The sequence below is a fragment of the Pseudomonas sp. GM78 genome (assembly GCF_000282475.1).
Classification (GTDB): Bacteria; Pseudomonadota; Gammaproteobacteria; order Pseudomonadales; family Pseudomonadaceae; genus Aquipseudomonas.
Window position 1 is genome coordinate 26,495 of record NZ_AKJF01000108.1, and the last position, 22,133, is coordinate 48,627.

The window sequence follows — 22,133 nt, forward strand, 5'->3', positions numbered from 1 at the left end:
TGGGAGCGGGCTTGCCCGCGATGACTGACTGTCAGTCACCGCTAACCTCAGCCCTTGGCCCCTGCCTCCAGCATATTCTCCGGCCTCACCCAGGCATCAAACTGCTCGTCGGTCAGATACCCCAGCTGCAACGCCGCCGCACGCAACGTCAGCCCTTCGCTGTAGGCCTTCTTGGCAATCTCTGCCGATTTGTCATAACCAATGTGCGGGTTCAACGCCGTCACCAGCATCAACCCTTGCTCCAGGTGTTCAGCCATTTTCCCGGCGTCCGGTTCCAGGCCGGCGATGCAATGCTGCTGGAAGTTGCTGCAGCCATCGGCCAGCAGGCGGATCGATTGCAGCAGATTGTGGATGATCACCGGCTTGAACACATTCAGCTGCAGGTGACCCTGGCTCGCCGCGAAGCCGATGGTCACGTCGTTGCCCAGGACCTGGCAGGCCAGCATCGACAGCGCTTCGCACTGGGTCGGGTTGACCTTGCCTGGCATGATCGAACTGCCCGGTTCGTTGGCCGGCAGTTTCACTTCGGCGAAGCCTGCGCGCGGGCCGGAGCCCAGCAAACGCAGGTCATTGGCAATTTTCATCAGCGTCACGGCGAGGGTTTTCAGCGCGCCAGACAATGTGGTCAGCGGCTCGTGGCCGGCCAGGGCCGCGAACTTGTTCGGCGCGGTGATGAACGGCAAGCCGGACAGGGCGGCCAGTTCCGCGGCAATGGCTTCACCGAAACCGTGGGGCGAGTTCAGCCCGGTGCCGACCGCCGTACCGCCCTGGGCCAGCTCACAGACCGCCGGCAGCGCGCTGCGGATTGCCCGTTCGGCGTAATCGAGCTGGGCGATGAACGCCGAGACTTCCTGGCCAAAGGTGATCGGCGTGGCGTCCATCATGTGGGTGCGGCCGGTCTTGACCAGTTTCATGTGGCGGGCCGACAGCTCGGCCAGGCCACCGGACAGTTCGCTGATCGCCGGCAGCAATTGCTGTTGCACCGCCTGTGCGGCGGCGATGTGCATGGCCGTGGGGAAGCAGTCGTTGGAACTCTGGGAGCGGTTGACGTGATCGTTGGGGTGCACCGGCGACTTGCCGCCACGCGGGTTGCCGGCCAGTTCGTTGGCGCGTCCGGCGATCACTTCGTTGACGTTCATGTTGCTCTGGGTGCCGCTACCGGTCTGCCAGACCACCAGCGGGAACTGATCGTCATGCTCGCCATCGAGTACTTCGTCGGCTGCCTGCTCGATCAGCCTGGCAATGTCGGCGGGCAAATCGCCGTTACGGTCGTTGACCCGTGCCGCCGCTTTCTTGATCAGCGCCAGGGCGTGCAGCACCGCCAGCGGCATGCGTTCGTCGCCGATGGCAAAGTTGACCAGCGAGCGTTGTGTCTGAGCCCCCCAATAGGCCTCATCCGGGACTTCCACCTGGCCCAGGCTGTCGGTTTCGATTCGGCTCATCGTGCACACTCCTGTAGGTCTGATTGCGCAGTTTAGGCCGTGATCGGCGGCCGTGGTTCCATCAGTCTGGATTCTGCCCATTCAACCCCTCTAAATCAGGCGCGACAAGGCTTGGGGTTGAGCGACAGAGTTTTTTAGGCGCAGAATGGACGTCCTTGGGGTTTTACCTCGCCTGCTAGAAAAGGAAACTCGATGACTCGTCTTCGTGCCATCTGTACCGCGGTTGCACTGGTCTGCGCCAGCGGCCCTGTTTTTGCCGATACCGCCAGCCACAACGCCAGTGCCGAGGCTTTCCTGACCCTGGCGCATGCTGACAAACTGGGTACTCCGGTGTACATGCAAGTACAGCAGATGTTCGCCCAGCGCTTCCAGCAAACCAAAGCCCCCGAGTCGAAAAAAGCCGTACTCGAAACCTACCAGGCAAAGGCCAACGCCGCCCTGGACCAGGCCATTGGCTGGAACAAGCTGAAGCCGGACATGGTCAAGCTCTACACCACCAACTTCACCGAGTCGGAGCTCAAGGACCTGGTCGCGTTCTACCAGTCGCCACTGGGCAAGAAAGTCCTGGAAAAAATGCCGCAGCTGACCCAGCAATCGGCCCAGATGACCCAGGCCAAGCTGGAAAGCGCGGTGCCTGTGGTCAACAAGCTGCTGGCTGACATGACCGCCGAGCTGGAGCCTAAAGCCGCACCAGCCAAGAAAAAGCCTTGAGCCGGAGTTGGGCATGACCATGCAACAACGCATTGAATCGACGCTGGGCCTGCTTCAGCCCGAGCATTTGCAGGTGCTGGATGAAAGCCACATGCACAGCCGTGGGTTGCAAACCCACTTCAAGGCCGTGGTGGTCAGTGCACAGTTCGAAGGCTTGAACCGGGTCAAGCGCCACCAGAAGGTCTACGGCACGCTTGGCGAGCTGATGGGCGAGTTCCACGCCTTGGCGCTGCATACCTACACGCCTGAGGAATGGGCACAAATCGACGCGGCCCCGGCCTCGCCGACTTGTGCCGGTGGCAGCAAATCCTGACACGCCCCCCCTGTAGGAGCTGGCTTGCCAGCGAAGGCGATCTCGAGGACGCCTTCGCTGGCAAGCCAGCTCCTACAATTATTTGTTAGAATGTCCAAAGCGCCGCTCCTGCGGCGCGTTTTTTTTCGCATCCGGTTCACCCCTTACGAGGGTAGCCACCTGGAGATTTACCCATGACACAACAGATTGTCGTGGCGGCACTGTATAAGTTCGTCACCCTGCAAGATTACGTCGCCCTGCGCGAGCCCCTGCTCAAGGCCATGGTCGACAACGGCATCAAAGGCACGCTGCTGATCGCCGAGGAAGGCATCAACGGCACCGTGTCCGGCAGCCGCGAAGGCATCGACGGGCTGATGGCCTGGCTCAAGAACGACCCGCGCATGGACGACATCGACCATAAAGAGTCGTACTGCGACGAGCAGCCTTTCTACCGCACCAAGGTCAAGCTCAAGAAAGAGATCGTGACCCTGGGCGTCGAAGGCGTGGACCCGAACAAGAAAGTCGGCACCTACGTCGACCCGCAGGACTGGAACGCGCTGATCAGCGACCCGCAAGTGCTGTTGATCGATACCCGCAACGACTACGAAGTCTCGATCGGTACCTTCGAAGGCGCTATCGACCCGAAAACCACCAGTTTTCGCGAATTTCCCGACTACATCAAAGCCAACTTCGACCCTGCCGTGCACAAGAAGGTGGCGATGTTCTGCACCGGCGGCATTCGTTGCGAAAAAGCCTCGAGCTACATGCTCAGCGAGGGCTTCGATGAGGTCTATCACCTCAAGGGTGGCATCCTGAAATACCTCGAAGAGGTGCCTCAGGAAGAAACCAAGTGGCAGGGCGACTGCTTCGTGTTCGACAACCGCGTGACGGTTCGCCACGACCTGAGCGAAGGCGACTACGATCAATGTCATGCCTGCCGTACACCGGTCAGCGTCGACGACCGGGCCAGCGAGCATTACGTGGCCGGGATCAGTTGCCCGCATTGCTGGGATACGCTGAGCGAGAAAACCCGTCGCAGCGCCATCGACCGGCAAAAGCAGATCGAACTGGCCAAGGCTCGCAACATGCCGCACCCGATCGGCTACAACTACAAGCAAGCATCCACCGAGGCCTGAACCATGTCTGCACGCCTGCTCTATGTGATGGACCCGATGTGTTCCTGGTGCTGGGGTTTCGCCCCGGTGGCCAACGCGTTGGTCGAGCAGGCGCAAGCCGCAGGCGTGGACGTGCACCTGGTGGCGGGTGGGTTGCGCACCGGCAGTGGCTCGGCGCTGGAGCCGAGCACCCGCCGCTACATCCTTGAGCACTGGCAGGCCGTCACCGAGGCCACGGGGCAACCCTTCAAGCTCGAGGGTGCGTTGCCCGACGGCTTCGTCTATGACACCGAGCCGGCATGCCGGGCGCTGGTGACTGCACGCGGCCTGGCACCGGATTGCGCGTGGAAGCTGCTGGGGTTGATCCAGCACGCGTTTTACGCCGAAGGTCGCGATGTCACCCGCGCCAGCGTTCTGGTTGAGTTGGCGGAACAGGCCGGGCTGCCGCGCATCGAATTCGCCGCCGCTTTCGACCGTGCTGATACTCACGCCGCGACGGCTGCCGATTTCACCTGGGTCCAGGACCTGGGCATTGCCGGTTTCCCGACGTTGCTGGCTGAACGCAATGGCCAGTTGGCGTTGCTGACCAATGGCTATCAACCCCTCAGTGTCCTGTCCCCCTTGCTCGGCCGCTGGCTGGAGCGTGCTGCCTGTGCATGATCCGGCCGACGACACCCCAACCGTCAAACGTGTCGACCGGCTGAGCTGGGCAGAAATCCGTCGCCTGGCCCTTCATCACAAGAAATCCCTGTGGATCGCCAACGGCGTGGCCGTGTTGGCGACCCTGTGCAGCGTACCGATTCCCTTACTCCTGCCGTTGCTGGTAGACGAAGTGTTGCTGGGGCACGGCGACGCCGCGCTGAACATCATGAACCTCGCACTGCCCGATGCCTGGCAGAAAGCCGCGGGCTACATCGGCCTGATGCTGGTTGTGACCCTGGCCCTGCGTTGCGCGGCATTGCTGTTCAACGTGGTACAGGCGCGCCTGTTCGCCGCCTTGGCCAAGGACATCGTCTACCGCATTCGCATCCGCCTGATCGAACGCCTCAAGCGTATTTCGCTGGGGGAATACGAAAGCCTGGGCAGCGGCACGGTGACCACGCACCTGGTGACAGATCTCGACACCCTGGACAAATTCGTCGGCGAAACCCTCAGTCGTTTCCTGGTGGCCATGCTGACGCTGGTGGGCACTGCCGGCATCCTGGTGTGGATGCACTGGCAACTGGCGCTGCTGATCCTGTTGTTCAATCCCTTGGTGATCTACGCCACGGTGCAGTTGGGCAAGCGGGTCAAGCACCTGAAGAAACTCGAGAACGACAGCACCTCGCGCTTCACCCAGGCGTTGACCGAAACCCTGGACGCGATCCAGGAAGTGCGGGCCGGTAACCGCCAGGGCTTTTTCCTCGGTCGTTTAGGGCAACGAGCCCGGGACGTTCGTGATTACGCGGTGAACTCGCAATGGAAAACCGATGCCTCGAACCGGGCCAGCGGTTTGCTGTTCCAGTTCGGTATCGATATTTTCCGTGCCGCCGCCATGCTCACCGTGCTGTTTTCCGACCTGTCCATCGGCCAGATGCTCGCGGTGTTCAGCTACCTGTGGTTCATGATCGGCCCGGTCGAACAACTGCTGAACCTGCAGTACGCGTATTACGCTGCCGGCGGCGCACTATCGCGGATCAACGAGCTGCTTGCCCGGGCCGATGAGCCGCAACACCCGGGCGGTGTCGACCCGTTCAAAGGTCGTGAAACCGTTGGCATCGAAGTCCAGGGATTGAGTTTCGGCTACGGCGACGAGCTGGTGTTGAACCAGATGGACCTGTCGATTGCGCCCGGCGAAAAGGTCGCGATCGTCGGCGCCAGCGGTGGCGGCAAGAGCACCCTGGTGCAGTTGCTGCTCGGCTTGTACACGCCGCTGGCCGGGACCATCCGTTTCGGTGGTTCGACCCAGCAGGAGATCGGCCTGGAGACCGTGCGGGAAAATGTCGCGGTGGTCCTGCAACACCCGGCGCTGTTCAATGACACCATCCGCGCGAACCTGACCATGGGACGCGAGCGCAGCGACGAGGCGTGCTGGAACGCCCTGGAAATCGCGCAATTGCACAACACTGTGCACGAGTTGCCCAATGGCCTGGACAGCATCGTCGGGCGTTCCGGCGTGCGCTTGTCCGGCGGCCAGCGCCAACGCCTGGCCATTGCGCGGATGGTGCTGGCCGATCCCAAGGTGGTGATTCTCGACGAGGCCACCTCAGCGCTGGATGCCGCCACCGAATACAACCTGCACCAGGCCCTGGCGCGATTCCTCAGCCACCGCACCACCTTGATCATTGCCCACCGCTTGTCCGCGGTGAAACAGGCCGATCGGGTGCTGGTGTTTGACGGTGGGCAGATCGCCGAGGATGGCGACCACCAGCAGCTGATCGCCGATGGTGGTTTGTACGCCAAGCTGTATGGGCATCTGCAGCAGCACTGACTCAGTGCCAAGGCACCTTGAGTGAACTTTCCCGCAATGGGAGGCAGGGTGCCGCTTGCCGGGATGCGGAAGGCCCCCTAGTCTAGCTGTAGCGATCACGTGGATGATGATCTGGTAGTGCTAAAACAAGGGACCTCATGAATCAAGCGCGGACTCTCGGAACGCCACGGTTGCTGGGCATCGTCTGGCCATTTATCGCCGTTGTGTTATTTCAGGCCCTGTTGGGGGGCGTCAGTCTTTATGTATTGTCGGCGGTTCGTGGTTATGTTGCCGGTGAAAGCCTATGGTCCAAGGGCCAGAAGGACGCCATCTATTACCTCAATCTGTATGCCGACAGTCGCGACGAGAGCAAATTCCTCAAGTACCAGGAGGCCATTGCCGTCCCTCAGGGAGGGCATGAGCTGCGTCTGGCACTTGACCAGCAGCCACCCGATATCGAGGCGGCCAGGGTGGCGATTCTCAAGGGTGGCAACCATCCCGATGACGTCCCCAGCCTGATCTGGCTGTACCTCAATTTCCGCCATTTCAGCTACCTCGAAAAAGCCATCGATCGCTGGACCGTGGGTGACGCGCACCTTGATCAACTCGATGATGTCGCCAGGGACATGCACCGGCACATCAGCGTCAAGCCGGCCGACCCCGCTGACATCCATCGCTGGAAGGAACAGATTTTCGCCATCAACAACGAGGTGACGCCAGCGGCGAAGGCGTTCAGCGATGCCCTGGGCGAAGGCTCGCGGATGATCCTGCGCCTGCTGCTGGCGACGAACCTGGCCACCGCCCTCGGCCTGATCGCCCTGGCGCTGCTGCGCACGCACAAACTGCTCAAGCAGCGGCACGCGTTTGCCGACGCCCTCCAACTGGAGAAGGAGCGGGCGCAAATCACCCTGCAATCGATTGGCGACGCGGTGATCACCACGAATGTCGAGGGCGCGATCGCCTACATGAATCCGGCCGCTGAAGCCTTGACTCACTGGAAAGCCGAACAGGCGACCGGTTTGCCACTGGCAGCGCTGTTCAACCTGCTGGATGACAATGCCCAGGCCGATGGTTTTACCTTGATCGAGCACATCCTGAGCGGTCAGCTCAGTGGCGGCAGCGAACATTCCAAGCTCATTCAGCGCCTCGATGGCAGCACGGTGTCGGTCACGCTGGTGGGGGCGCCGATCCGCAATGCCGGGAAGGTCAGCGGTGCCGTGCTGGTGCTGCATGACATGACCCAGGAGCGGCAATACATTGCCAATCTGTCCTGGCAGGCAACCCATGATGCGTTGACCGGGCTCGCCAACCGCCGCGAGTTCGAATTCCGTCTGGAACAGGCGCTGCAGACCTTGACGCGAACGCCTGGGCGCCACGCCTTGATGTTCCTCGATCTGGACCAGTTCAAGTTGGTCAACGACACCTGCGGGCACGCGGCGGGTGACGAGTTGCTGCGGCACATCTGTGCGCTGCTGCAATCCGGATTGCGCGAGAGCGACACCCTGGCCCGGTTGGGCGGTGACGAGTTCGGCATCCTGCTGGAGAACTGTGCGCCGGAGGCGGCCGAAAAAATCGCCGAGGGCTTGCGCCAGACCGTGCAGAACCTGCATTTCGTGTGGAAAGGGCGGCCGTTCGTGACCACCGTGAGCATCGGGCTGGTGCATATCAATGCGCATCCGACCACTCTCGAAGTTTCGCTGCGCGCGGCTGACATGGCCTGCTACATGGCCAAGGAAAAGGGCCGCAACCGGGTCCAGGTGTATCACGCCGACGACTCGGAGCTATCCCTGCGCTTTGGCGAAATGGCCTGGGTGCAGCGCTTGCACATGGCCCTGGAAGAAGATCGTTTTTGCCTGTACGCCCAGGAAATCGCCCCGCTCGGGCATGTTGAACAGGGTGGTGGGCATATCGAAATTCTGCTGCGCCTGCATGACGAAGCCGGGCGCATGATATTGCCCGACAGTTTTATTCCGGCAGCCGAACGTTATGGCCTGATGACTTCCCTGGATCGTTGGGTTGTACAGAATGTATTCAAGATCATTGCCCAATGTATAGCCGAGAAGCACAAAGAGCCTTTGGCGATGTGTGCGATTAATCTGTCAGGCACAACTATAGGAGATGAAGCGTTCCTGGACTTCCTGCGTCAACAGTTCATTAGTTACGCCATACCACCTGAAATAATTTGTTTTGAAATCACTGAAACCAGTGCTATTTCAAATCTTGCCAGTGCAATTAAATTCATCAATGAACTCAAAGGCTTAGGGTGCCTGTTTTCCCTCGACGACTTTTGCGCCGGTATGTCCTCGTTCGCCTACTTGAAACATTTGCCTGTAGACTTCCTGAAGATCGACGGGAGTTTCGTAAAGGATATGCTGGACGACCCGATTAACCGCGCCATGGTCGAAGTGATCAACCACATCGGTCATGTCATGGGTAAGCGTACGATTGCCGAGTTTGTTGAAACGCCCCAGATCGAGCAGGCATTGCTGGAAATCGGGGTTGATTACGCTCAAGGGTATGTCATTGAACGCCCGCATCTGTTTACCTGCGACAGCTTGAAGAGTCGTCCAGCCAGGCCGCAGCCCCTGTTGTTCAAGGCGCCAGGCACGTTCCGTTGAAGTCTCTCGTTGATCAGAACAATCACAATCAAAAGGAACCCGACAGTGATCGAGACATTCAACCGAACCGGACCACTCATGGAAGCTGCAAGTTATCCCGCCTGGGCCCAGCGCCTGATTCAGGATTGCAGCGCGAGTAAGCGCCGGGTTGTAGAACACGAGCTGTATCAGCGCATGCGAGATAACAGACTCAGCGCCAAGACGATGCGCCAGTACCTGATCGGGGGCTGGCCCGTGGTCGAACAGTTCGCGTTATACATGGCACAGAACCTGACCAAGACCCGTTTTGCCCGCCACCCGGGCGAAGACATGGCGCGTCGCTGGTTGATGCGCAACATTCGTGTCGAACTCAACCATGCCGACTACTGGGTGAACTGGAGTCGTGCCCACGGCGTCAGCCTGGAAGACCTGCAGGCGCAGCAGGTAGCCCCTGAACTTCATGCGTTGAGCCATTGGTGCTGGCACACCAGTTCTGCCGATTCGCTGATCGTTGCCATTGCCGCCACCAATTACGCCATCGAAGGCGCGACCGGTGAGTGGTCGGCGGTGGTCTGTTCCAATGGTCTGTACGCAGCAGCCTTCCCCGAGGAGGATCGCAAGCGGGCCATGAAGTGGCTGAAGATGCATGCCCAGTATGACGATGCCCACCCGTGGGAAGCACTGGAAATCATCTGCACCCTGGCCGGCATGAACCCGAGCAAGTCTTTGCAGGTGGAATTGCGCCAGGCCGTGTGCAAGAGCTACGACTACATGTTTCTGTTCCTGGAACGTTGCATGCAACTGGAGCATTCGGAAAAGGCCCCGATGATGCGTGAGCGATTGGAGATGGCCGAAAGCTGATCGTTAAACGCCTATGAAAAAGCCCGCCCCTGGTGACAGGGGCGGGCTTTTTTACAGGTGTCAGGCGCTGACTTTAAGCCCCACCAGCCCGGTGATGATCAACGCCACGCTGGCCAGGCGGACCAGCGCCATGGATTCGCCAAACAGAATGATGCCGGCGATCACGGTGCCGACAGCACCCACTCCAGTCCAGATTGCATAGGCCGTGCCCAGCGGCAATTCCTTCATGGCCAGGCCCAGCAAGCCAAGGCTGACGGCCATCGCCGCTACCGTGAGGGCAGTGGGCAACGGGCGGCTGAAACCATCGGTGTACTTGAGGCCAACGGCCCAGCCCACTTCGAACAGGCCCGCGAAAAACAGAATGATCCAGGACAAGGAAGACCTCCATCGATTGACGGGGTCGTCCCCAGGTTAATGACTCGATCGAGCCGCGAGGTCGTCCTCGCGTTGCGCAATATAGTGCCCAGCATTAACCGGGGGATCAAGTTTTCCTGATCAGTCAGCTGCCTGCTGAGCCGCGACCTGGCGATCTTCCTTCTCGCTCATGCGACGGAAGTACGTCGAGAGCAACGCCCCGGAAATGTTGTGCCACACACTGAACAGTGCGCTTGGCACCGCCGCCAGCGGTGAGAAGTGCGCGCTGGCCAGGGCCGCGCCCAGCCCGGAGTTCTGCATCCCGACTTCCAGCGCCAGGGATTTGCGCTGGGCCAGTGGCAACTTGAACAGGCGCCCTGTGAAGTAACCCAGCAGGTAACCGAAGCTGTTGTGCAGCATGACCACGGCCATGATCAACAGCCCCGACTCGGCAATTTTCGCCTGGCTGGCGGCGACCACGGCGGTGACGATGATCACGATGCTCACCACCGAAACCAGAGGCAACACATCCACCGCGTGGCGAACCTTGTCGCCGAGCACACGCTGGGCAACCACACCCAACACGATCGGCAGCAGCACCACCTGCAGGATCGACCAGAACAGCTCCATGAACGACACCGGCAACCAGGCCGAAGCCAGCAGCCAGATCAGGGCCGGGGTCAGTAGCGGAGCGAGGAGGGTGGTCACGGCGGCGATGGCCACCGACAACGCCAGGTCGCCGCGGGCCAGCCAGGTCATCACGTTCGACGAGGTACCGCTTGGGCAGCAGCCGACCAGAATCACGCCGACGGCGATCTCTGGCGGCAAATGGAACGCCTGGCAGAGCAACCACGCCACGCCGGGCATGATCACGAAATGCGCCACCACGCCCAAAGCCACGCGCCACGGGTGCCGGGCGACTTCGGCGAAGTCTTCGAGCTTGAGAGTCAGGCCCATGCCGAACATCACCAGCCCCAGCAACGGCACGATGGCGCCCTTGAGGCCAATGAACCAGGCCGGTTGCAGGAACGCCACGACGGCGAAAATCAGTACCCAGTAGGCGAAGGTGTTACCGACAAAACGACTCAATGCAGCCAGTGCACGCATGGCCAGATCCTTATTGTAAGAAAGCGTTAGGGAGCTAAGCATACGCTGCTCGCAAAAAAAGATCGCAGCCTGCGACAGCTCCTAATGTGGGAGCTGCCGCAGGCTGCGATCTTTTACAGGCGCCGCCGATTCAGATAATCAGATGCCCTGCGGTGTCTCTTCCCCACCCAACGCTTCAACCAATGCCGGCAGGAAATCACCGAAGGTCAGCATCATCAGAGTAAAGCTGGCATCCAGTTGGCCGAGGGCTTCATCGCCACCGTCCTGTTCCGCCTGGTCTTGAAGCAGGTCTTCGAACTTCAGGCGCTTGACCACCATCTTGTCGTCGAGGACGAAAGACAGTTTGTCCTGCCAGGCCAGCGACAGCTGTGTGACCACTTTGCCGGTGCTCAGGTGCAGCTGGATTTCTTCGCTGGTCAAGTCCTGGCGCTTGCAACGCACGATGCCGCCGTCTTCGTGGGTGTCGCGCAGTTCGCACTCGTCCAGCACAAAGAAGTCGTCCGCGGCTTTCTGGGTGGTGACCCACTCGGTCATGGTTGCGGTCGGGGACATCTTCACGGTCAGCGGGCGCACCGGTAGGGTGCCGATCACTTCACGCAGCGTGGACAACAGGTCTTCGGCGCGTTTCGGGCTGGCCGAGTTGACCAGGATCAGGCCCTGTTTCGGCGCGATGGCGGCGAAGGTCGAGGAGCGACGGATAAAGGCGCGCGGCAGGAAGGCCTGGATGATTTCATCCTTGATCTGGTCGCGTTCCTTCTTATAGACCTTACGCATTTGCTCGGCTTCGATCTCTTCGACCTTTTCCTTCACCGCGTCACGCACGACGCTGCCCGGCAGGATGCGTTCTTCCTTGCGCGCGCTGATCAGCAGGAAATCACCGCTGACGTGCACCAGCGGGGCATCTTCGCCCTTGCCGAACGGCGCGACGAAACCGTAGGTGGTCAACTCCTGGCTTGCACATGGACGCGCCAGCTTGGTGGCCAGTGCAGTCTCCAACGCCTCGGCATCAACAGGCAGATCTTGGGTCAGGCGATAGATAAGCAGGTTTTTGAACCACATGGGGTGAGTCTCTCCTTATATACAAAGGGGGGCATTATTGTCTTCCGTGTGCCATAGGCCAACCCTTCTCTAAGCCTTTGGAAGGCATGAGAAAATTAATTAAAAAAGTGCTTGCCAGAGGTGGGGTCGCTCCGTAGAATGCGCGCCACACCGAAGCGAAGGGTGATTAGCTCAGCTGGGAGAGCGTCTGCCTTACAAGCAGAATGTCGGCGGTTCGATCCCGTCATCACCCACCATTCGTTTCAAGTGTTTAGCGCAGCGGTAGTTCAGTCGGTTAGAATACCGGCCTGTCACGCCGGGGGTCGCGGGTTCGAGTCCCGTCCGCTGCGCCATATTCGGTAACCTGGACCACTGAACGCCAGGTCACCACGGAAAAACCCGCCAAGGCGGGTTTTTTTCTGCCTCAAGTTTGTACGTTGTACCCGCGGGATGTGTCGTTTCACCGGTTTTTAGATTTTTTTGAAAAAACTTCAAATAAATCAACACTTTATGAAAACTTGTGGCATAATGCGTCCCGTAACGAAGCGAAGGGTGATTAGCTCAGCTGGGAGAGCGTCTGCCTTACAAGCAGAATGTCGGCGGTTCGATCCCGTCATCACCCACCATTCGTTTCAAGCGTTTCGCGCAGCGGTAGTTCAGTCGGTTAGAATACCGGCCTGTCACGCCGGGGGTCGCGGGTTCGAGTCCCGTCCGCTGCGCCATATTCGGTAACCTGGACCACTGAACGCCAGGTCACCACAGAAAGCCCGCCTAGTGCGGGCTTTTTGCTGTCTGGGTTTTGGCTTTTCCTGTAGGAGCGAGCCTGCTCGCGATGGACGCTAACGATAACGCGTGCGCCCTGAATAAACGCGGCGCCCTCAGGTTCTTCGCGAGCATTCGAGCGTCGACCGGCTGCTTCTACATATCTTGATTACGGGCGTGGCGGTAATCGCTCACAGCTTCATAAACCGCCTTGCGCAACCGGTTGATGCCGCCGATGGGGCGATGGGCCTCCAGCCCAAACCATGGGTTGAAGGACAGGTTGTCGCATTGCAGGTTCAGCGCCGGCGTATCGAAGTCCTGGGCCGGTACCTTGATCCGCGCCACCGTCTCGAACGGCGCATCGCTCTCTCGCCACTCAATGCTGGTGTCCTCGATCGGCATGTACTTGCCCGGGTCCTGCCGCTGTATCTGCAAGACAAAACACGCGGGCATCCGGTCGGTCGATAACTGCTGGTACAACGCATTGCGCAGGAAATTCGGTAACTTGTGATTCTGCGCGGGCAGGCTATAGGCCGGGCAGCTATCCGGATCCGGCATGACCCGAAACTTCGCATTGGCCTCACCGAACTTGTAGGGCGACACCGAAAAATAAGTCGTACGCGTCGGGCTTTCCGGGGCGGGGGAGAGGGTCGCCAGGGCGATAAACAAATGGCGGACCTGCCAGGTGCGCGGGTCCCAATTCGGGAAGAACGCCAACATTTTTTTGCCGTCCGCCTGGGCGGCCACATTCTGACGATACTCGGCGACATCGCTGACAAAGAAGTTCGGATGACTGAACATCACGAAATCCTGTTCAGCGCGACCCGCTTGATCGCCCAGCAGCTGTTTGCCGGGCACATCGTGCAGCTTGATCGCCATGCCCCGTGCATCGCGGATACTGTCGAATTGAGGGTAGGCGTTGCCGTTGGACAGGCGCATCGTCGCCTGCCAGGTTTTGCCCGGCTCGCTGAACACACCCTGACGCAGTTCTCCCGCCAGTTCCGGCAACACCTGCACCTCGGCCTTCATGCAGCCGTGGGCCTTGGCGTGGGCATCGCGCAGGTAGCGGGTGTTGTCACGGTGCTGGTCGACGATACGCACCGCCGTCTGGATGATGTCCTGGGTCATTGCGGCTTCGCCGTCGGGGATCAGCTCTTGTGCTGACACCGGCCCACGGTGCTGCCAGGCGAACCACGCCGTGGCCAATGCCCAGCCGAGCAGCCCCAGGCCCAGCAACCAGAGCAGGGTCTTGCCGAGAAAGGCGCACAGGCGCGTCCACAGACGATTCATGGCAGTTGCGCCTCCAGAGGGCCGCCCAGCACTTTCAAATACTCCAGCAACGCCCAGCGCTCTTCGGGTTGCAACAAGCGCCCGATCACGCCGTTGCCACGCTTGCCGGCGCGGAATTCGTGGCCGCTGTTGTGATTGCCGGTCATGCGTGTGTCGAACACGAAGCCATTGGTAAAGGCTTCAGTGCGATAGCCCAAGTGCCTTGGGTCGTACTCGAAGGTGCCTTTGTAAAAGGTGGTGGCGCGTTCGTCCTGGGGCGACAGCAATTGATAAATGCTCGGCACCGAACCGTTGTGCAGGAAGGGCGGCGTCGCCCATACACCCGCCAGGGGCCGGGCCTTGTAGGCGCGCAATTCCTGGACCCCGATGGGCAGGCCGAAGCCATCCATGTCCGCGCGCTCGGTGGGCGTGACGGCGGCTTCGCGATAAGCGCGGTTGCCGACGAATGCCGTGACGTAAGCGAGCCCCTTTGCGACCGACAGCTGGCTCAGGTCCAGCGGTTCGGTAGGCGCTGGATGCAGTTGCACGTCCAGTTGAGCCAGCTCGGCCGGGTCCCACTGCAAGGCCGTCAGGTCGAAGCGGTGATCGGCGATATTGTTGGCGGCGCCCGGGTCGGTGCCGATCACCTCCACGGGAAGCATTTTCAGCTGTTGCACCGGGCGCCCTGCGCTGAGGCTGACCCGCGGTACGTGACAGCCAGCGCAGTTCTCGCTGAACAACGCGCGACCTTTGGCGGCGAGCGGTTTGTCGACCGCGCCTAGCCATTCTTCTGGCCAGGCGGGCGGCTTGAGGCCCTGCAGGGTTTGTTCGATCAGGTGCAAATCACGCACCCGGACGCTGGACGGATAACGATGGTCGCCCTTGAGTGGCTGCCCGTCGGCATCGAAAAAGTTCAGCGTGGCGCCCACCCCCAGGGCTTCACCGATGTTGCGCGCCATGGGCTGCTGCGCCGAGCCGTTCCACTGCACCCAGTCGAAGGTCCACATGTCCCACAACTGTGGGTAGTCGACGGGGGCGTTGGCCACGCGGTAGTTGGCGGGGGAAATCGCATCGCCGAAGCTGGCGTTGGCAATGCGCCCGAACGCGTCGGCACGTCCGGGACCTTCTTCGGTCGGGTAAAGCCCGCGATGGGTGTCGTTCCAGGCCACCTTGAGGAAGGTGTAGAGAGAGCCCTTGAAGGCCGCGCGCAGAGCCTGGTGTCCGGTCTCGTAGTCAGGGCCCAGGACTTTGCGCGCGAAGCGTTCGAACTTCCAGGGGTTGTAGTAAGTGGAAGCCAGGCTCGCCACCAGTGCCTGGCCAAAACTGCCGCCCTGCAGGGTGGGCACGCTGGAGGGCAGCACATGCTGCGCAGCGCCGCCGTCGATGCGCACGGCTTGGCCGTTCAGGCGCAGTTCACCGGTGTGGCAGGCCGCGCAGGTAATATCCAGAAATGTATCCGCACTGCCAGGATTCTGATGCCGGGCGAAGCCCACGGGCAGGTTGCCGGGGTTGTTCGGTGTGGGTTTCTGCGCGGGGTCGATGAGGAAACCGAAGCGTGCGAGGTATTCCGGGGCGGCGAATCGTTGTTGTGAAAAGGGCAGTTCCAGGGCGGTGAACCAGTCGTAGTGCAAGCCCTTGACCTGAGTACCCTGGGGCGTGAAATAGTAACGCTGGCGGTCGTCGCTGTTCCATTGGTCCAGGTAATGCACCTGTTGCGCGGCCGCGTGGCGCGGCAGTTTCGGGTTGGCGACGTAGTACAGGATTACGGCCAGGGCGATAGCCACCAGGGCAACGATCAGGCCCAGCAAGCGGAGCAAGAGGCGCATGTTGACCATCCGTGTCGAGTTTTCTACCGTTATGCCTCAGGGCCGAGGATGCGGCAAGAGGCCATTACGCCAGACGTTCAGCCTCCCGGCGTGCAAGATGACAGAAGTTTCATCACCAACATGGCGAAATGCGTTTAAACACCTGAACTTATCGCCAGTTTGCGGCTCTCATGCCGGTAGCCATTGGTCGTGGCCGCCTGATAAGCTCGCGACTTTACTCGATTGCCCTTTAGGCGCATGAACAAGGAAATAGCATGAAACAGCATCGGTTGGCGGCGGCGGTGGCCCTGGTTAGCCTGGTACTTGCGGGTTGCGACTCGCAAACCAGCGTAGAGCTGAAAACCCCGGCGCAAAAAGCTTCCTACGGAATTGGCCTGAACATGGGCAAGAGCCTGGCTCAGGAAGGCATGGATGATCTGGACTCCAAAGCCGTTGCCCAGGGCATCGAAGATGCGGTCGGCAAGAAAGAACAGAAACTCAAGGACGAAGAATTGGTAGAAGCCTTCGCCGCGCTGCAAAAGCGTGCCGAAGAGCGTATGGCCAAGATGAGCGAAGAGTCGGCAGCCGCCGGCAAGAAATTCCTCGAAGAAAACGCCAAGAAAGCTGGCGTCGTGACCACAGCTTCCGGCCTGCAATATGAAGTGGAAAAGAAAGCCGATGGCGCCCAGCCAAAGCCGACTGACGTAGTGACCGTTCACTACACCGGCAAGCTGACCAATGGCACCGTTTTCGACAGCTCTGTTGAGCGCGGCAGCCCGATCGATCTGCCGGTCAGCGGTGTGATCCCGGGTTGGGTCGAAGGCCTGCAACTGATGCACGTCGGCGAGAAGTACAAGCTGTACATTCCTAGTGAACTGGCTTACGGCGCGCAAAGCCCAAGCCCGGCGATCCCGGCCAACTCGGTCCTGGTGTTCGACCTGGAACTGCTGGCCATCAAGGATCCAGCCAAAGAAGACGCCGCCAAGTAATCCGCGTCTGCTTTAACGACAACGCCTCGCTCATGCGGGGCGTTGTTGCATCTGGCCTTCTGAATGGGTAAACAAAGCGAACAGTTGCCGTACACTGAAGTCATAGACAGTGTGGGGGGGCGTGCCTAACCTTCGGCAGACCTCCAAGTCAATGAAATATTGGGGTTTTTTTAGATGGGTAAAAAACGCCCGATCTGAGTTCAGCCCTTATGCAGCGGGCCTTTCAGCCATGAAAAGGGGCTCTGTTCACAAGGTTATCCACAATTTGTGTGGATAACATTCCTGTCGGAGGCGTCATGAAAGTACCCTGGAATTTTGCTCGTTTCCTGCCCCTGGCCGGACGCCTGCTCGCCCGTGGGCGCTTGCCGACCTTGCTGTTTGCGGTTGCCAGCAAAAGTGCCAGCCAGGGGAACCGGCTGGGCAAGCTCAAGGATGACCTGCGCCTGTTGCAGGCGCTGTGCCTGGCGTACTGGCGCGGCGAATACCGGGCCATCAGTCCCAAGGCGCTGCTATCGGTGGTCGCCGGCCTGATGTATTTCCTCAGTCCGGTCGATGCCATTCCGGATTTCCTGCCGTTGTTCGGCATGATCGATGACATCGCCGTGCTGGCCTGGCTGATGAAAGTCCTCGACGATGAACTCAACGCCTTCCGCACCTGGCGCAAACGCCAGGTCCCGGAAAAGCTCGCCGTGGTCGAGCGCCTGCCCGACACCCCTGAGCAACTCAGGCTGCAGAAGCCGAAAAAAACCTGATTCGATCCCGTCTGTGCTTCAGATAGATAGCCCCCGCGACCTTAGCCGCTGTTAGGATTACACTTCTAGGGAAAAGTGCTGACTCGCTAAGTGTTGTTGTCCTACGGGGTAGTCATGGATATTCAGATAATTACACGCGAAGGCGAGCCCGAATACGCGGTTCTGCCATGGGCTCAGTATCAGGCTCTACTGAAAGCAGCAGGCATCAACGAAGCACCGTCACGTCCGGCTCCGACGCCGCTCGCGACCACACCAGACGCCATTCTTCCGGGTCTGGATCAACTACGCAGTTTGCGCGAAGGGAAGGGCATCGCCATCGAGGCGCTGGCCCGCACGGTAGGCATCAGCCCGTCTTACCTGGCCATGATCGAAAGTGGCGAGCGTCTGCCCGACGCCGCGATTCGCCGCAGCCTGGCCTGGGAATTGACGGTGCCAGGGTGGAGGGATGAATCGTGAGCGTACGCATCAGTCGTCATCATTGGGACGGATTGCTGGGCGAGCTGGATCAGGCGCGCCGTCAGCGTCATCTCCTGACTTATCGGGCATTGCTGGAGCGTTTGCAGCTTCCTACGCCCGCCATGCAAACCCTGACCGCCGCACTTGAACATCTGGCCGCACTGGATGCCAAGGCCGAACAGCCGCTGCGCAGTTCGCTGGTGATCAGCCAGGGCGCCAGCCGCTTGCCGCGTACCGGTTTTTTCGAGTGTGTCGAGCGGTTGGGGCGTTTCACCGGCCCGTCCGACGGCGTTGCCGCCGCCTCGTGGCACGCCTCGGAAGTGGTTCGCGTATTCGAATACGAGTACCCCGAATCGGCGGAAGCCTGAGTGTTCCTGCGGCTCAAGGCGCGGGCCGGCTACTGGCTGGCCCGCCGGTTGTTTCATTGGCCATGGTTCGTGCGCCAGCCCCGCGGCTGGAGCTGGATGGAGGGCCAGTTCGCACGCATGGCGAACCTTGGAGATGTCGGCGCGCAGAGTTTCTATGGGCACATCCTGACCTTTCGTGGCGTCGGCCTGGGGGCGCGGGAAGAGGGTATTCGGCTGCTGCGCCTGGCGGCATTGGCCGGTGATGGCAAGGCCGCTTACCAGGTGGGTGTGATCAGCCTGGCCGGCAGCCCGAGCAAGGCGCCGGACCCGGCAGAAGCGGCGCGGTTCTGGGAGATGGCCGCGAAGGCAGGGCATCCGCTGGCGCAGATGAAGCTGCAAGAGCTGGCATCGCGCGGATCTACCCGTTAATCCCGGCAGTTGGGTGAATGGGGATTTGCCCTACGCCAGCGTGCGACTTTACCGACTTCTTTCCTGAACGATCTCCCGCAAACTGGCGCGCGCGTTTGTGGTTGTGCTGCTGTCCGCGAAATTTCTGGGCAAGATCTTCGGAAGTTTCCTTCAAGTTGTAGTGGTTTGCGTGAACTGTCGAGAAGTGAAATACGTCGATAGTCTTTGGCGGCCACTGCAAAACAGGGGCAGGGCGTAGGAACCCTTGGACTTCAACGTGCATCACCGCTGGCGTTTGATTGCGGCACTTTATCGTGCGAGTGATCGTCCGCGGCGGCTGTGTGCGGGACACGTTTCGACGTGGCTGAGTTGAAGTGCCTCAGTTTCCTACTCCCGCGCACGGCTGCCACCCAAGCCCGTAGGAAAGGCCGTTGGCAGCTTCAAGTCAGCACTTAAAAGGTCTATCAAAAAATGACGACGGTAACCCCCGATCCGCCCTATGAAAAACCAACTTCCCACCCCAACAACCGCTTCATGGCCCTCACCAGCAACTGCAACGACATTCCCACCTTGTTCGTGGATACCCACGCGCCACTCGACATTTTGACCGATGCTGCCGGCTACCGATTCCGCGCGGTTACCCAGGTGCTTGAGAATCTGTCCATGCGTGGAACGATCGAATGTGAATCCTTCATCCTCAGCGACTTTGCCTTGCTGTGCGCCATCCCGCTTCGCGATGGCTGTGATGTGCTGGATGTGATTGGGCGGCGGTTGCGGGCTCAGTCGGCGGCGGATTAGCTCAGAGATTTGCAGTGTTTGAGCTGGCCTCTTCGAGGGCAAGCCATGCTCCTACAGGGTTAAGAGTCTTTTGCAATTATTACATTCGGCACAAAACCCTTTAGGAGCGTGCGGGCGGCGATCCGACTTGCCCGCGAAGGCATCCTTCCCAATCACCGCTGCCCCATCAACTGGGTATTTGCACTGACTTGACCACCTATTTGCAATCGACCTGATCGCCATTTGCATCGGATATGACCGGCACGCTTCGTAACCATGACCGGCAGAGAACGGCCAGAAGCGGTCAATCACTACTGCCGCACTGGTGACGATTACTGGCGAGTCTAGAATCACTGATTGCTTCAGCGCCTTTACGCAAGGCGGATCGACCTTTTCACCAGAAGTGAGGACTATTCTTCGACGTTGCCTTGAACCTTCTCGAATAACAGACCACGAATTTCCAATTTACCCTGCTTTTTCCACTGGATCCGTGCAGGTTGGCGGCCTGGAGTTTCCTCGCCGAATAAAGAGATCCATGCATTTCGAAAGCTCTTATACGTCACGCCATTGACCGTGCATTGGGGGCTGTCCAGGCGTGCTTCCCGCACCTCCGGAATGTCCCAGCCATTCATTCTTGATGGAACCTTGATGTGGCCTTCCATATCGCACACCTCATAGCCTTCACCCAACGGTGACTCGAGCGCAGCAAGGAGGAGATTGCTCACCAAACGAAAGTATCCGATACGAAAGCATTCTGTACGGCCATCAATAATGCGACTAGCCCCCTTACCGCGTGCGCTTGGTAGAGAGCGTAGGATCAGCAGTTCAAGGTGGCGCGCGGCTTCGATACTCGGGAGCTTGTAAAGCGTACCATCAGCGACCACGAAATCTTGACGTGTATGCTTGTGGAGACGGTTGGTGGGCACTGTACTAATCCCGACTTTAAACACATCACCGCGACTGTGAACGAGCAAGTAAAGATACCCATGGGACATGTTCATGACTCCAGTGAAAACGACATAGTCGCGTTCATTATGTCTCACGAGGTAAGTGCCACAGCCCGCGAGATAGATCCGATTCGTCGTAAGCCATTCGACATGCACGCTGCTAGCGGCCAGAAGCAGGAAATACAATTGGGCCTGCTTGCCGCTCATTGCGAGCAGGCTGAAGACTGGCAAGGAAGAAACTAGTTGCTGGCTTACGCCCGCATGACCTTGTTCCAGTCGATCTCATGACCGGCAGCTTCAAGTTCACGGCCTAAGGCTTGCTTCCAGCTATTACTTTCCATGGACTCCCACACCACACCGGCGAAATCGCTGGGGATCTCCACGGCGCCGCGTTTCAACGCGCACACTTTGTCGCGTCCCAGGCGCCCGAGGAAATAGCCCAGTTCGAGCAAGACATTCTGCCGCGCTCGCGGCTCGGGAATTCCACCCTTGGTGCAACCCTGGTCATCGGGCGTCAACAGCACAACGGCAAAACCCACCTCGCCATGCGCTTCGACTTTCTCCATGACCGTGCGGCCCTGGTTGGCTTGCTCGTGCAAAATGATGGACTGAAAACCAAGCCGTTCAAGGAAGCGAGCAACCATTTCTCGCGCACCTTCGTCGTGTCCGTGCACGATAAAGACCTTACGAGATAGCGGTGGCTGACCTTTGTCAGCAGCATCCGGACTTTCTGGCTTGGCTTCGTGCTCATGGTCAGCAAGGTCTTCTCTTAGGGTCCGCTGCGCCTCCCCAAGCATACTCATCGATTGCAGAATATTTTTCTGTGTACCTTCTACGTAGTGGTGCCTTTGCGGGTAATTATCTGTCCAAACGCCTGGGGAAAAGTGCAGCTGTGCCGCAGATGAAAAACGGTAATACACCGATGTATTCTCACCAAAGCATCGCACTAATGTGTCTTCGATTGAAGTTGAAAGGGCCACCGGAAAAGCGGAAAAGGGGACAAGCGGAAAAGGGGACAAGCGGAAAAGAGCGGAAAAGGGGACGGATTTATTTTTCGGAAAAGGGGACGGATTTATTTTTGGAAAAGGGGACGGATTTATTTTTCAGAAAGGGAAGGAAAAATCGGGAAAAATAAATCCGTCCCCTTTTTCGCTGTCCCTTTTTCGCTTTTTCGGTCTCCCCTTTTTCGGTCCCCTTTTTCGCTTTAAAGAGCAAGCGCTACGATTAGCCGTGAAGTTTTCTCTTTTCCAGGTGGGCGCCGATTCCACTTCATCGACCCAGATGGCTATGAGCTAGCCGTGTGGTCGACCTCTCCTTGATTTATACCAAAAAGGGGAAGGAAAAATGAATCCTCCCCGCTTTTTCTCCTGTTCTGACTTTTAAGTCAGCTTTTTGCTGGCAAGGTTATGCCTGTCGCTGTATATTAATTTATACAGCGACTTTGAGATGCTTTCCCGCGGCTCTGCGGCGGCTAGCGAATTCAAATCTCAGCGCTTTATAAAAAAAACAGGAGCGGTCCATGATTCATCGCGTTTCTCACCTAATGGTTGCAGTGCTGGCTGGCACTGTCATTTCCAATGCTTCTGCGGATGAGGTTCAAGTAGCTGTTGCTGCCAATTTCACCGCGCCTATTCAGGCCATCGCCGCCGATTTCG

21 protein-coding genes, 4 tRNA genes and 2 pseudogenes are annotated in these 22,133 nt (G+C 59.3%); 19 read left to right on the forward strand and 8 right to left on the reverse strand.

The annotated features are described in order from the left end of the window. Positions 1–47: 47 nt before the first annotated feature. Positions 48–1,442 carry a class II fumarate hydratase gene (locus tag PMI35_RS13625; RefSeq protein ID WP_008060864.1) on the reverse strand — a complete coding sequence of 465 codons (1,395 nt, stop codon included), beginning with the start codon at positions 1,440–1,442 and terminating at the stop codon, positions 48–50. Positions 1,443–1,634: 192 nt separating this feature from the next. Here PMI35_RS13625 and PMI35_RS13620 point away from each other — a divergent pair, with 192 nt between their 5' ends. From PMI35_RS13620 to PMI35_RS13590, 7 genes are all read left to right on the forward strand, one after another. Next, positions 1,635–2,153, forward strand: coding sequence for a DUF2059 domain-containing protein (locus tag PMI35_RS13620; protein ID WP_008060865.1), 519 nt, complete (start codon positions 1,635–1,637; stop codon positions 2,151–2,153). Positions 2,154–2,166: 13 nt separating this feature from the next. After that, on the forward strand, positions 2,167–2,466 hold the full coding sequence (locus PMI35_RS13615; RefSeq protein WP_008060866.1) for a BolA family protein: 300 nt from the start codon (positions 2,167–2,169) through the stop codon (positions 2,464–2,466). A gap of 173 nt (positions 2,467–2,639) precedes the next feature. Beyond that, positions 2,640–3,581: an oxygen-dependent tRNA uridine(34) hydroxylase TrhO gene (trhO, locus tag PMI35_RS13610; protein ID WP_008060867.1), complete on the forward strand. Its 942-nt coding sequence runs from the start codon at positions 2,640–2,642 to the stop codon at positions 3,579–3,581. 36 nt (positions 3,582–3,617) lie between these two features. Continuing rightward, positions 3,618–4,220 carry a DsbA family protein gene (locus tag PMI35_RS13605; RefSeq protein ID WP_177325078.1) on the forward strand — a complete coding sequence of 201 codons (603 nt, stop codon included), beginning with the start codon at positions 3,618–3,620 and terminating at the stop codon, positions 4,218–4,220. Next, the gene (locus tag PMI35_RS13600) at positions 4,213–6,030 is read left to right on the forward strand and encodes an ABC transporter ATP-binding protein (protein WP_008060869.1); all 1,818 of its coding nucleotides are present in this window, start codon (positions 4,213–4,215) and stop codon (positions 6,028–6,030) included. The genes PMI35_RS13605 and PMI35_RS13600 overlap by 8 nt, the downstream gene beginning before the upstream one ends. Positions 6,031–6,167: 137 nt before the next feature. After that, a complete protein-coding gene (locus PMI35_RS13595) occupies positions 6,168–8,627 on the forward strand; it encodes an EAL domain-containing protein (protein WP_008060871.1) in 2,460 nt (819 codons plus the stop codon). A gap of 45 nt (positions 8,628–8,672) precedes the next feature. Next, a complete protein-coding gene (locus PMI35_RS13590; RefSeq protein ID WP_032831695.1) occupies positions 8,673–9,467 on the forward strand; it encodes a TenA family transcriptional regulator in 795 nt (264 codons plus the stop codon). A gap of 60 nt (positions 9,468–9,527) precedes the next feature. On the opposite strand, the gene sugE is transcribed toward PMI35_RS13590, so the two are convergent. The 3 genes from sugE to rdgC form a co-directional block, all read right to left on the reverse strand. Continuing rightward, positions 9,528–9,842 carry a quaternary ammonium compound efflux SMR transporter SugE gene (sugE, locus tag PMI35_RS13585; RefSeq protein WP_008060873.1) on the reverse strand — a complete coding sequence of 105 codons (315 nt, stop codon included), beginning with the start codon at positions 9,840–9,842 and terminating at the stop codon, positions 9,528–9,530. A gap of 120 nt (positions 9,843–9,962) precedes the next feature. Continuing rightward, complete coding sequence (locus tag PMI35_RS13580; RefSeq protein WP_008060874.1) at positions 9,963–10,928, reverse strand: bile acid:sodium symporter family protein; 966 nt, start codon at positions 10,926–10,928, stop codon at positions 9,963–9,965. A 138-nt stretch (positions 10,929–11,066) separates the two neighbouring features. After that, positions 11,067–11,987 carry a recombination-associated protein RdgC gene (gene rdgC, locus PMI35_RS13575; protein ID WP_008060875.1) on the reverse strand — a complete coding sequence of 307 codons (921 nt, stop codon included), beginning with the start codon at positions 11,985–11,987 and terminating at the stop codon, positions 11,067–11,069. A gap of 160 nt (positions 11,988–12,147) precedes the next feature. Between rdgC and PMI35_RS13570 the strand changes: the two genes are divergently transcribed. The 4 genes from PMI35_RS13570 to PMI35_RS13555 all read left to right on the forward strand — a co-directional run bounded on the left by PMI35_RS13570 (position 12,148) and on the right by PMI35_RS13555 (position 12,688). Continuing rightward, a tRNA-Val gene (locus tag PMI35_RS13570) sits at positions 12,148–12,223 on the forward strand. A 19-nt stretch (positions 12,224–12,242) separates the two neighbouring features. Next, positions 12,243–12,319 (forward strand) — tRNA-Asp (locus PMI35_RS13565). 197 nt (positions 12,320–12,516) lie between these two features. Beyond that, positions 12,517–12,592: transfer RNA gene (locus tag PMI35_RS13560), tRNA-Val, on the forward strand. Between the two features lie 19 nt (positions 12,593–12,611). Beyond that, positions 12,612–12,688, forward strand: a tRNA-Asp gene (locus PMI35_RS13555). Between the two features lie 196 nt (positions 12,689–12,884). Here PMI35_RS13555 and PMI35_RS13550 read toward each other — a convergent pair. Beyond that, positions 12,885–14,018 (reverse strand): catalase family protein, encoded by a 1,134-nt coding sequence (locus tag PMI35_RS13550; RefSeq protein ID WP_008060883.1) that lies wholly within the window; start codon positions 14,016–14,018, stop codon positions 12,885–12,887. Then, positions 14,015–15,823, reverse strand: a complete 1,809-nt coding sequence (locus PMI35_RS13545) for a di-heme-cytochrome C peroxidase (protein WP_008060885.1) — start codon at positions 15,821–15,823, stop codon at positions 14,015–14,017. Before PMI35_RS13545 ends, PMI35_RS13550 begins: the two co-directional genes overlap by 4 nt. A gap of 254 nt (positions 15,824–16,077) precedes the next feature. Here PMI35_RS13545 and PMI35_RS13540 point away from each other — a divergent pair, with 254 nt between their 5' ends. From PMI35_RS13540 to PMI35_RS13515, 6 genes are all read left to right on the forward strand, one after another. Next, complete coding sequence (locus PMI35_RS13540) at positions 16,078–16,791, forward strand: FKBP-type peptidyl-prolyl cis-trans isomerase (RefSeq protein WP_008060887.1); 714 nt, start codon at positions 16,078–16,080, stop codon at positions 16,789–16,791. A 296-nt stretch (positions 16,792–17,087) separates the two neighbouring features. Continuing rightward, the gene (locus PMI35_RS13535; protein WP_008060888.1) at positions 17,088–17,543 is read left to right on the forward strand and encodes a YkvA family protein; all 456 of its coding nucleotides are present in this window, start codon (positions 17,088–17,090) and stop codon (positions 17,541–17,543) included. A gap of 114 nt (positions 17,544–17,657) precedes the next feature. Beyond that, positions 17,658–17,999: a helix-turn-helix domain-containing protein gene (locus PMI35_RS13530; protein WP_008060890.1), complete on the forward strand. Its 342-nt coding sequence runs from the start codon at positions 17,658–17,660 to the stop codon at positions 17,997–17,999. Then, a complete protein-coding gene (locus PMI35_RS13525) occupies positions 17,996–18,367 on the forward strand; it encodes a hypothetical protein (RefSeq protein ID WP_008060892.1) in 372 nt (123 codons plus the stop codon). Before PMI35_RS13530 ends, PMI35_RS13525 begins: the two co-directional genes overlap by 4 nt. Next, positions 18,368–18,775 (forward strand): sel1 repeat family protein, encoded by a 408-nt coding sequence (locus PMI35_RS13520; RefSeq protein WP_008060894.1) that lies wholly within the window; start codon positions 18,368–18,370, stop codon positions 18,773–18,775. Between the two features lie 450 nt (positions 18,776–19,225). After that, a complete protein-coding gene (locus PMI35_RS13515; RefSeq protein WP_008060896.1) occupies positions 19,226–19,552 on the forward strand; it encodes a hypothetical protein in 327 nt (108 codons plus the stop codon). Positions 19,553–19,941: 389 nt separating this feature from the next. On the opposite strand, the gene PMI35_RS13510 is transcribed toward PMI35_RS13515, so the two are convergent. Then, on the reverse strand, positions 19,942–20,709 hold the full coding sequence (locus tag PMI35_RS13510; RefSeq protein ID WP_238543183.1) for a GIY-YIG nuclease family protein: 768 nt from the start codon (positions 20,707–20,709) through the stop codon (positions 19,942–19,944). A 20-nt stretch (positions 20,710–20,729) separates the two neighbouring features. Then, complete coding sequence (locus PMI35_RS35360) at positions 20,730–21,398, reverse strand: TIR domain-containing protein (protein ID WP_238543184.1); 669 nt, start codon at positions 21,396–21,398, stop codon at positions 20,730–20,732. 297 nt (positions 21,399–21,695) lie between these two features. On the opposite strand from PMI35_RS35360, the pseudogene PMI35_RS35365 reads away from it, so the two are divergent. Together PMI35_RS35365 and PMI35_RS34045 are read left to right on the forward strand one after the other, a co-directional pair. Continuing rightward, positions 21,696–21,797: pseudogene (locus tag PMI35_RS35365) on the forward strand (VOC family protein); the annotation flags it as partial. A gap of 200 nt (positions 21,798–21,997) precedes the next feature. Further along, positions 21,998–22,133: pseudogene (locus tag PMI35_RS34045) on the forward strand (molybdate ABC transporter substrate-binding protein); the annotation flags it as partial.